This is a genomic window from Novimethylophilus kurashikiensis, assembly GCF_003112435.1.
GTDB lineage: Bacteria > Pseudomonadota > Gammaproteobacteria > Burkholderiales > Methylophilaceae > Novimethylophilus > Novimethylophilus kurashikiensis.
Window position 1 is genome coordinate 227,876 of sequence record NZ_BDOQ01000013.1, and the last position, 9,540, is coordinate 237,415.

At 53.0% G+C, this 9,540-nt stretch carries 7 protein-coding genes and 1 pseudogene; 2 read left to right on the forward strand and 6 right to left on the reverse strand.

The features are described 5' to 3' along the window. Positions 1-4,059: an ATP-dependent RNA helicase HrpA gene (hrpA, locus tag NMK_RS13675; RefSeq protein ID WP_370848825.1), complete on the forward strand. Its 4,059-nt coding sequence runs from the start codon at positions 1-3 to the stop codon at positions 4,057-4,059. Between the two features lie 7 nt (positions 4,060-4,066). On the opposite strand, the gene NMK_RS13680 is transcribed toward hrpA, so the two are convergent. Continuing rightward, positions 4,067-4,852, reverse strand: a complete 786-nt coding sequence (locus NMK_RS13680; RefSeq protein ID WP_109016310.1) for an AfsR/SARP family transcriptional regulator — start codon at positions 4,850-4,852, stop codon at positions 4,067-4,069. A 223-nt stretch (positions 4,853-5,075) separates the two neighbouring features. On the opposite strand from NMK_RS13680, the gene NMK_RS13685 reads away from it, so the two are divergent. Beyond that, entirely contained in the window at positions 5,076-5,870 is a 795-nt protein-coding gene (locus tag NMK_RS13685; protein WP_227871497.1) for a GlcG/HbpS family heme-binding protein, read from the forward strand. 84 nt (positions 5,871-5,954) lie between these two features. Here NMK_RS13685 and NMK_RS13690 read toward each other — a convergent pair whose 3' ends face one another. The 5 genes and pseudogenes from NMK_RS13690 to NMK_RS13710 form a co-directional block, all read right to left on the reverse strand. Next, complete coding sequence (locus NMK_RS13690) at positions 5,955-6,572, reverse strand: type II secretion system protein (RefSeq protein ID WP_109016311.1); 618 nt, start codon at positions 6,570-6,572, stop codon at positions 5,955-5,957. A gap of 1 nt (position 6,573) precedes the next feature. Beyond that, complete coding sequence (locus tag NMK_RS13695) at positions 6,574-6,954, reverse strand: type II secretion system protein (RefSeq protein ID WP_181376288.1); 381 nt, start codon at positions 6,952-6,954, stop codon at positions 6,574-6,576. 2 nt (positions 6,955-6,956) lie between these two features. After that, on the reverse strand, positions 6,957-7,451 hold the full coding sequence (locus NMK_RS13700) for a type II secretion system protein (protein ID WP_227871498.1): 495 nt from the start codon (positions 7,449-7,451) through the stop codon (positions 6,957-6,959). Between the two features lie 9 nt (positions 7,452-7,460). Continuing rightward, positions 7,461-9,311 (reverse strand): secretin GspD/PilQ domain-containing protein, encoded by a 1,851-nt coding sequence (locus NMK_RS13705; protein WP_109016313.1) that lies wholly within the window; start codon positions 9,309-9,311, stop codon positions 7,461-7,463. After that, positions 9,308-9,540 (reverse strand): annotated as a pseudogene (locus tag NMK_RS13710) (hypothetical protein); the annotation flags it as partial. The gene NMK_RS13705 and the pseudogene NMK_RS13710, both read right to left, overlap by 4 nt.

A 9,540-nucleotide genomic window follows, 5' to 3' on the forward strand; every position in this document is an offset into this window, starting at 1 on the left:
ATGACCCAGTCTTCCTCACTTTCTCCCAAACAATTCATTTCCCAATTGCAAGCGCAACTGCCGCAATGCATGCTGGCGGATCGCCAGCCGCTGCGCCGCCGTTTGCAGCAGGCCAAGGGCTGGCTCGACCAGGGCAAGCCGCAGGATCTCGAGCGCATGCCCAAACTATTGGCCGAGATCGCAGCGCAGATGCAGGCTTCCATGGAGAAGCTGCGCGAGCGTATCGCCAATCTGCCCAAGCCCGAGTTTGCGGATAATCTTCCTGTCAACCAGAAAAAGGACGAGATCGCCGCGGCTATCGCCAAGCATCAAGTCGTCATCGTTTGCGGCGAGACGGGCTCAGGCAAGACGACGCAGTTGCCCAAGATCTGCCTGGAACTGAAGCGGGGAGCGGCGGGACTGATCGGTCACACCCAGCCTCGACGCATTGCAGCGCGCTCGGTGGCATCTCGCATCGCTTCCGAGCTTAACTCGCCGCTCGGCCAGACCGTCGGCTACAAGGTGCGTTTTACCGACAAGCTTTCCGGCAGCAGTTACATCAAGCTCATGACGGACGGCATCCTGCTCGCCGAAACACAGGGTGACCGTTTCCTCGATGCCTACGATACGCTCATCATCGACGAGGCTCACGAGCGCAGCCTCAACATCGATTTCCTGCTTGGCTACGTCAAGCAGCTACTGCCCAAGCGGCCTGATCTCAAGGTCATCATTACCTCCGCGACCATCGATGCGGATCGATTTTCGCAGCATTTCGATGGCGCGCCCGTAATCGAAGTCTCGGGTCGTACCTATCCGGTCGAAATCCGCTATCGACCGTTGGGCGGCAGCAAGCAAACGGCACAGAAACCCAGCGTGCGGCTGGCGGAAAGCGGCGAGGATACGGTCCACGGTATTCCTCGCAACGAGCCTCTCGCTGGTGCTTTGTCCTGGCTGGAGGAGGACGAGCGAGAGGAAAGCATGGAAGCGGCCATCCTCGATGCGGTCGATGACCTTTCCCGCCTCGGTGGCGGCGATATCCTCGTGTTTCTGCCCGGCGAGCGCGAAATCCGCGATACCGCCGAACATTTAAGGAAGCATCACCCGCCCGGCGCGGAAATCCTGCCGCTGTTTGCGCGACTTTCGCTCGAAGATCAGCAGCGCGTGTTCAAGCCTTCAGGCGGACGCCGTATCGTGCTGGCGACCAATGTGGCGGAAACCTCGCTCACCGTGCCCGGCATCAAATATGTCATCGATACCGGTCTGGCCCGCGTCAATCGCTACAGCACGCGCGCCAAGGTCGAGCAGTTGCAGATCGAGAAGATTTCACAGGCGGCTGCGAGGCAGCGTGCCGGCCGTTGCGGCCGGGTTTCCAACGGCGTTTGCGTCAGGTTGTATTCCGAAGCGGATTTCAACGACCGCCCTGAGTTTACCGATCCTGAAATCCTGCGTTCATCCCTGGCTTCGGTCATCCTGCGCATGGCAGCGCTCCGGCTTGGCCCCGTCGATGAATTTCCGTTCATTGAAGCACCGTCCTCGCGCCTTGTCGCCGACGGCTACCAGTTGCTGCGTGAACTGAGTGCGGTAGATGCTGAGCACAAGCTGACGCAGATCGGCAGCCAGCTCGCCAAGCTGCCGCTCGACCCCAAGGTGGGGCGCATGATCCTCGCCGCCAAGGCCGAGAACTGCCTCACCGAAATCCTCATCATCGCCAGCGCCTTGGCGATTCAGGACCCGCGTGAGCGGCCCATGGACAAGCGCGAAGCGGCCGACCGTGCCCATGCTCGCTTTGCCGATGAGCGCTCCGATTTTCTGGGTTTCCTCAAGCTATGGGATTTCTTCGACGAGGCGCTCAAGCACAAGAAATCCAACCGCCTGCTGGTCAAGGAGTGCCACGATAATTTCCTGTCGTTCCTGCGCCTTAAGGAATGGCGCGAGTTACATGGCCAACTGGCCGGTATCGTGGCCGACATGGAATTCCGGCCCAACGAGATTCCAGCCGGTTACGATCAAGTGCATCGTGCCTTGCTCGCAGGCTTGCTCGGCAACATCGGCTTCAAGGACGGCGAGGCAGACAGCTATTTAGGTGCTCGCGGCATCCGTTTCTCCATCGCCCCGGGTTCCGGTCTCAAGAAAGCACGGCCCAAGTGGATCATGGCAGCCGAGCTGATGGAAACGGCCAAGCTGTATGCGCGCTGTGTCGCCAAGATCGAACCGGACTGGATAGAGCCGCTGGCGCGAGGCCTCACGCAGAGCCATTATTCCGATCCGCGCTGGGATCGAAAATTGGCGCAGGTTTCGGCCTGGGAGCGCGTCAGCCTTTACGGTTTGACCATCATTCCCAAGCGCCGCGTGCATTACGGGCCGATCGACCCCAAGGAGTCGCGCGAGATTTTCATCCGCGAGGCGCTGGCGAACATGGAGTTCGATACCCGTGCATCTTTCTTCGAGCACAACCGTCGGCTGATCGCGGAAATCGAGGAGCTGGAGCACAAGGCGCGTCGTCAGGACGTGCTGGTGGACGAGCATCAACTTTTCATGTTCTACGATGCCATCGTCCCCCAAGGTATCGTGAATGGCGCCGGATTCGAGAAATGGCGCCAGGATGCGGAAAAGGCCAATCCCAAGCTGCTGTATCTCACACGCGAAGCTTTGATGCGGCATGGGGCGACAGGGGTCACGGAAGCGCAATTTCCCGAGTCCATGCATGTCGTTTCGCCATCCTCCGGCGAAAAGGTCGTGCTGGCGCTCAAATACCGTTTCGAACCCGGCCACCCGTTGGACGGCGTGACGGCCACGGTGCCGTTGCATCTGCTCAACCAGCTCGACCCTACGCCCATGGAATGGCTGGTGCCGGGCATGATCCGCGAAAAGATTACGTACCTCGTCAAGGCGCTGCCCAAGACCTTCCGCCGCGTTTGCGTGCCGGTGCCGGATTTCGTGACGGCATTCCTGGAAACCGTGCCCTCCAATCCGACCAGCACGCCCAAGCTCAAGGGCGTGAAAGAGGCGTTGGCCGATTTCATCAAGGCACGCACCGGACTCAATATTTCCGCCGCCGATTGGGATCACGAAAAGATTCCGGATCATCACTTGATGAATTTCCGTGTGGTGGACGACGCCAAGCGCGAACTCGCCATGGGCCGCGACTGGAACGCACTCAAGAACCAACTGGGGCAGGCTGCGCAGCTCACATTCAGAGATGCTTCGCCCGGCATCGAACGCGAAGGCATCAAGCAGTGGGATTTCGGCGATCTGCCGAAAAAGCTCGATTTCACACGCGGCGGACAGCGCCTCACAGGCTATCCCGCGTTGGAAGATTGCGAGGAATCGGTGGCGGTTAGGCTGTTCGACGTAGAAAGCGCGGCGTTGCAAGCGCACCGTGCCGGCGTACGCCGCTTGATGCGCTTCGAACTCAAGGAACAGATGAAGCAGCTTTCCAAAGGGCTGCCCGGTTTCACGCAATATGCCTTGCAGTTGCGCAACATCATGAGTCCGGACGATTTGCAGGAAGACATGCTCACCGCGATTGCCGATCGTGCCTTTATCGGCGAGGACGAGCTGCCGCGAAGCAACCAGGAATTCATGAACCTGAAGCAGCGCGCCAGAACGCGGCTGCCTGCGGTCACTGATGCGGCAACCAGATTAATTCAGGCTATCGCTGCTGAGTATCAACCGCTCATCGCCAAGCTCAACAGTTTACCCACACCGATGTCTCGCCTTAAACGCGAGGTCGAGGAACAGCTTGGGCGATTACTCTACAAGCATTTCGTCTCACGCACGCCTTGGGAGCGTCTGCAGCATCTGCCTCGCTATCTCAAGGCCATGCGTTTGCGACTGGAGAAATATCCTTCAGCGCCTGATCGTGATGCTCGCCATGCGGAGGCGGTTGCTCAGTTGTGGAACCGCTACGAACAGCGGTTGGAGGCAAATAGAAAAGCCAACAAGGACACGGAAGAACTGCTGGATTTCCGCTGGCTGATCGAGGAGTTGAGAGTTTCATTGTTCGCCCAGGAACTCAAAACCCCGTTCCCGGTATCGGCAAAACGTCTGGAAAAAGCCTGGAGTGAATTGAAGGTTTAGAACAGGATCAGCTCTTCGCCGGCATGATGCCTGAAATGACTTGCTGCATGGCCTTGGAAGGGCCGAGCCCGAGCGATTCGCTCAACACGTGGCTGAACTTGCGGAACACCATGATGGCTTCGGCGCACAAGCCTTGCTCGATGCGAGCCTTGACCAGCTTAAGGCAGACTTCTTCCGCCAACGGGTAGTATTCCAGTGCAGTGCTGTAGAGCAGAATGGCTTCGTCGTATTGCTTCGCGCTCTCCAATGCCGCGCCCAATCCCAGCACCAATCGCAAAAAGCGCGTCTTGGTCTTTTCCTGAATGATATAGACCCAGGGCGAATCGCTCGAAAGCCATAAACAAGGGCCGCGCACAATACCTAACAGCTTATGGGTATAGTCGCGCATCTGCTCCTGTGACAAGGCATTCCGTAACTCCTCCTCCACCTCAATAGCCAAACGATCGAAAATCCACAGATCCAGCCAACATATCTTTTCATTGATACTTAGCAAGCCCGAATTTAAAACCAATGCATCACGGCAACCGAGAATCTTGCGTAAGCGATGCAAGGTACCATCGAACGAATTCTTGGCATGATCGCCGTCTGAATCGGACCATAGTTTGGAAACGATGAAATCGGTAGAAACGTTATGCCCGCCATAGGCAATAAGAAACTTCAACAGCTCAATTGGTTTGCTATAACCGAGCCCCTCCATGTCGAGCTGTTGGCCATCCTGCTCGATGAGAAAAGCTCCGAAAACTTGGATTCTGATACGTTGCGTCGGTTTAAGTTTTCTTAACTCGCTAACCATGATTGGGGTTTGTCCCGTTGTTTATTGATTAATGTAAGCGATTTCTTACAGTATAAGTTAGTTTTAATAAGTTAATGTATGTAACCATGTTAGTAACACCTGTAAGACTATTCTAAGCTTCTGTTAAGAATAGGTTTAGATTTGGCAAAGTAACGGCCTCCTATAATCCCTTCCGTACTTCGGTACTTTCACCTCGTTAACTTCTTCTGGAAGGGAGATAAGCATGATGAACAAGAAATTAGGATTGGCAGTGGGGACTGCTTTGCTAATGATGGGCGCATCCCAGTTGGCACAAGCAGCTTGCTCGGATATTCCACGTGATTCTTTGTTGACTGCAATGGGAGCTGCTAAAGCCGCCTCTACCGGTGGTTACGGCTTGGATATGTGGGCTACTGTCGTTGATGAGACGGGCAAGATTTGCCAAGTAGCTACGACTGGAACACGTGGCACTGCTGCAGGGAATAACGAATGGCTTGGAAGTCGTATTATTTCGGCACAAAAGGCTAATACTGCAAATGCTTTCAGTCTCAATGGTTACGCCATTTCAACGGCCAATCTCTATACTCCAGTTCAACCAGGCAATAGCTTGTACGGTTTGCAGCATAGCAACCCTATTGACGCTTCGCGTGCATATGGTGGTGATCCGACCAATAACGGTACCTGGGCTGATTTCCTCAAGAACAAGCGTATTGGCGGTGTGAATGTTTTTGGCGGCGGTCTTGCCCTATATAAGAACGGCGTCAAGGTCGGTGCCGTGGGTGTGTCCGGCGATACTTCTTGCCGTGACCATGCATTTGCCTGGGTGATTCGTTCAACATTGGGAATGGAGCCCGCTGGCGTCGGTATTACTACCGCAAACTTGTTGCCGGGTGGTGGCGCGCCTACGACACTCCCCGGTACTGTTGGGGATGAGATGATTTTTGGGACCGGAACCCAAGACAGCGGCTATTGGAGCGCTTGGGCACATCCTGGTTGCCCGAATACCGTGACAGGTGTTTGGTCTGTCGCTGCGCCTTAATCTAAGTTATTGAGGCATGAGGGCAAGCGGTGTTCCGCTTGCCTTTTTTATGCGTGTTTTAGCCAGGCATGCGAATGCAAGGCCTCATGGTTTCATTTGTTCATGGCCTTGCAGTAATTCTTCTCCGGTTTCTTCTTCTGTTGATTCATCGGATGCATTCGATGCATCGCCAGTTTCTGCGGCTGAATCGTTATTTGCATCGAGTGAGCTTTGCTGCTCATTGGCGGATGGAGTGTCTGATGAATCGGCAGCAGCAATGTATACAAATTTCCATTCCGCATAGCTTGTTTTCCCGGTCAATAAAGATTCTAAAGGTCCGAATCCGGCTTGTTTAAGCGGGCTTCCTGTGGCGGTACTGTAGATTCCTGCAATGCCGCCCTGTTTTGTTTTAATGACTCCCCATTTTGCGGAACCGGTGAGCGGGTCATGCCAGGGTTTACGCAAGTGACGTTTAATGTTGAGATAGCGTGGGTCACGCAACAAATCGGCAAATGTACGAGGATATTTTTTTATGCCGTTGGGGGCCGCGTGATAATAGCTTGCGATGGCCTCGATATATTGCTGTCCGACGAAAAGAAGTTCTGCTTCTTTTTCCCTTTGCCGTTCCACTTGCCATATTGCGGCGGCTCCTGTGAGCGCCAGTCCGATGAGCGTAACCACGAACATCGTGCCGAAATAAGTGAAGCCTCCATGACGATGCATGCTACCAACTCTTGAATTCTGTACCATCACTGGCAACACCTTCAGCGCCGCTTGAGATGTCATAGACGCCAGATTGTGCTTGGTCTGGAGGCTGGGTGATAATCCAAGTTTCGCTGCTGCCTGTAATAGGGTCGATCGGAATCGTTTTCAGGTAACGGCGTTGCACGAGTTCATCGAGACTCTGAGGATAATGGTTTAAATCGGAATAGAAACGGCCGATGGCTTCACGCGTCACAGCGAGGTCATGTTTCAATGCGGTTTCGCGTGCATGCTCCATGCTTTTGAAATAGCGTGGGGCAACCAAGGCCAGTAGTGTACCGATGATAGCCATCACCACGAGCATTTCTATCAGGGTGAATCCCTTTTTACAGACTGTATTCATGGCTACCATGTTCGGTAAGGGGTGCCATCGATTGCTGTATCCGGCGAGAGTGAATACACATCGTAAACATCTTTACCTTCCCTCGGAGTGTCATAATCGCTTTCATAACTTCGTTTACCCCAAGTATCGATGGGAGCCGCACTGGTCTCTGGGTAAAACGGATCACGAGGAAGCCGACGAAGAAAAAAAATCATTTTTTTCTGTGGGGAAGTCGCATCTTGAACGCCCTCATACAGAGCGCTTAAGCTAGGGGGGTAGCCAGTTTCGTCGGCTTTAATAGCAATTTTTCCTTCAGAGGCGGCTTTCTTATAGGCATCAATTGCCTCCCTAATAGTGCGCAATGCCTCGTGTAACTGCTGCTCCTTCTGTCGTTTAATCGTGAGTTCCAATGTCGGAACCGCAAGCGTTGCTAATAGTGCCAGAATCGCGAGCGTGATGAGGGTCTCGATCAGCGTGAAGCCGCGCATGCCAAAAAGTTGACGCTCCAATTTGCGCATTGCAAGTATTTATTCTACGCCTACCGGTTTGCCAAGCGGTTGAGGCCCATCACTACTGGATGAGCCTCCCGCAGGGCTGGTCGAGGGCGCCGAGTTCGGTGTAGGGGCAGATTGTCCGCCAGCTGGATTAGGCGCAGCTGGAGCTGCTGTAGGTGCGCCAATAAATTGCTGCAATGCGGACATGGGATTAAAGTTGATCGGAGTCGATCTCACACCGGTTCCACCATAAAACTCGATGTTGCTAGCGTCCGGGCGAAGAATATTCCGCACTACATGCGGTGTTATCAGCAAAACAACTTCGGTTTTAGCACGGCTGTCACTTTGGTCCGTGAATAATCGACCGAGGAGTGGAATGTTGGCGAGTCCTGGGACTTTATTCGCGCTTTTTCGATCCTCATCATTGATTAGGCCGGCGAGTATCTGGGTTTCTCCGTCGCCGGTCATCAACACGGTGCTGGTGTTTCTGGTATTCACCGTAGGAAATGTCGATCCGGCAGTTTGTGTTGCATTACTGACTTCCAAGTTAACTTTGATGGAAACCTCGTTGTTGAGCATAACGCGAGGCTCAACGTCCAACTTCAAGCCGACATCGAGATAATTCGCTGATTTGCTCGCAAAGTTGCTACTGGATGAGATGGTCGTTGTTTCGATGGGAATTTTGTCGCCAATGTGGATTTTTGCTTTTTCCCGATTCTTGACTCTGATCCTGGGGTTGGCGAGAAGATTGGTATCGCCGTCCTGATGCAAAAGATTAAGCGTAGCAGTGGGTGATACGCTAATGTTTCCCGGCCCGACATGGGTCAAATCGTGCCATGTTAATCCTGACGACGATGTGGCGGTGGTACCCGTCGATTTTGCAGTGATGGAAAATTGATTGGGGTAAATAATACCCAGATCGCTCAAATGGGAACGTTTTACTTCCAGAATCTCAACATCGAGCACAACCTCTGGTTCAGGCAAGTCCTCATTAATAATCAGTCTCTCGACATCTTTTAGTTGATCGTAGGTAGCTTTCACCGTCAGCATATTGAGCTTGTCATCAACGATGATGTCTTTGATCGGCATCATTGATTTGATGAGCGCCATCGTTTGTTTCGGGTCGGCATGGTTGAGGTAGAAACTACGCAGAACCAAGTCGTCATAAACATTTGCCCGATTCATGGGGTAAATCATGATGGAGTTCTCGGTCAGAATCTTTTTCCCGAGCTGATGCATCATTAGCAGAAAATCAATTACGTCCTCGATGGAAGCATCTTTTACGAAAATCGATGCTTGCAAATCTTGACGAATATAGGGGTCAAGGACGAAGTTGATGCCGCTTGTTTTTGAAATGACATCGAAAACATTCTGTAATGACGCGTTACGGAAGTCGAGGGTGACGGTTTTGCTGCGAGGTGGTTTGAGTTTTTTGGGAGTGATTTGATCTTTGGTGGATTGAGCCTCAATCGCTTGCATAAGTGCGCGAGCTTCAGCCTGCCCCGGATTCTCTACTAAGACTGGCCGTAGTTTTAGTTTGGCATTGTCTATACTGCCTTGATCAAATAGTGCCTTGGCTTCGCTGATGAGCGCATGATGTCGGGTGTTCGTTTCAATCAACTTCAACCCGGCTTGTGCTCGAGGATTGTTGGGCTCTATTACTAAGATAGCTTCATATGATTTTTTTGCGGTGCTGTAATCTCCTGCTTTGATGGCCTGATCAGCGTCGCTCATAAGGTTTGTAATGTGATCAAACTTCTCATTGGCCTCTTTGACCTTTTCAGCAGCCTCACTTTTTTTGCTGAACGTTTGATCTGTGACACAACCACTCATTAATGCCAATGTCATGCAAGTAACAACAAATTCAGGAACTTTACGAATCATTTAGTTGCTCCGATATTCAGCACTTGTTTTTCCTTCAAGGGCAGGTATGTCAATTCCATCATTGGCGGCTTGATCAATTCCACGCGGTACTGATTGTCCAGGATGTCGCCTACGTGGACCACATAAGGCTTGTTGTTTCGCGTCAGGAAAATGCTCAGTCCGCTTTCATCTACCATCTTCCCCATGTATATGTATGGCAGGGGCGGGGCTACGGGTTTTGGCGGTTTTT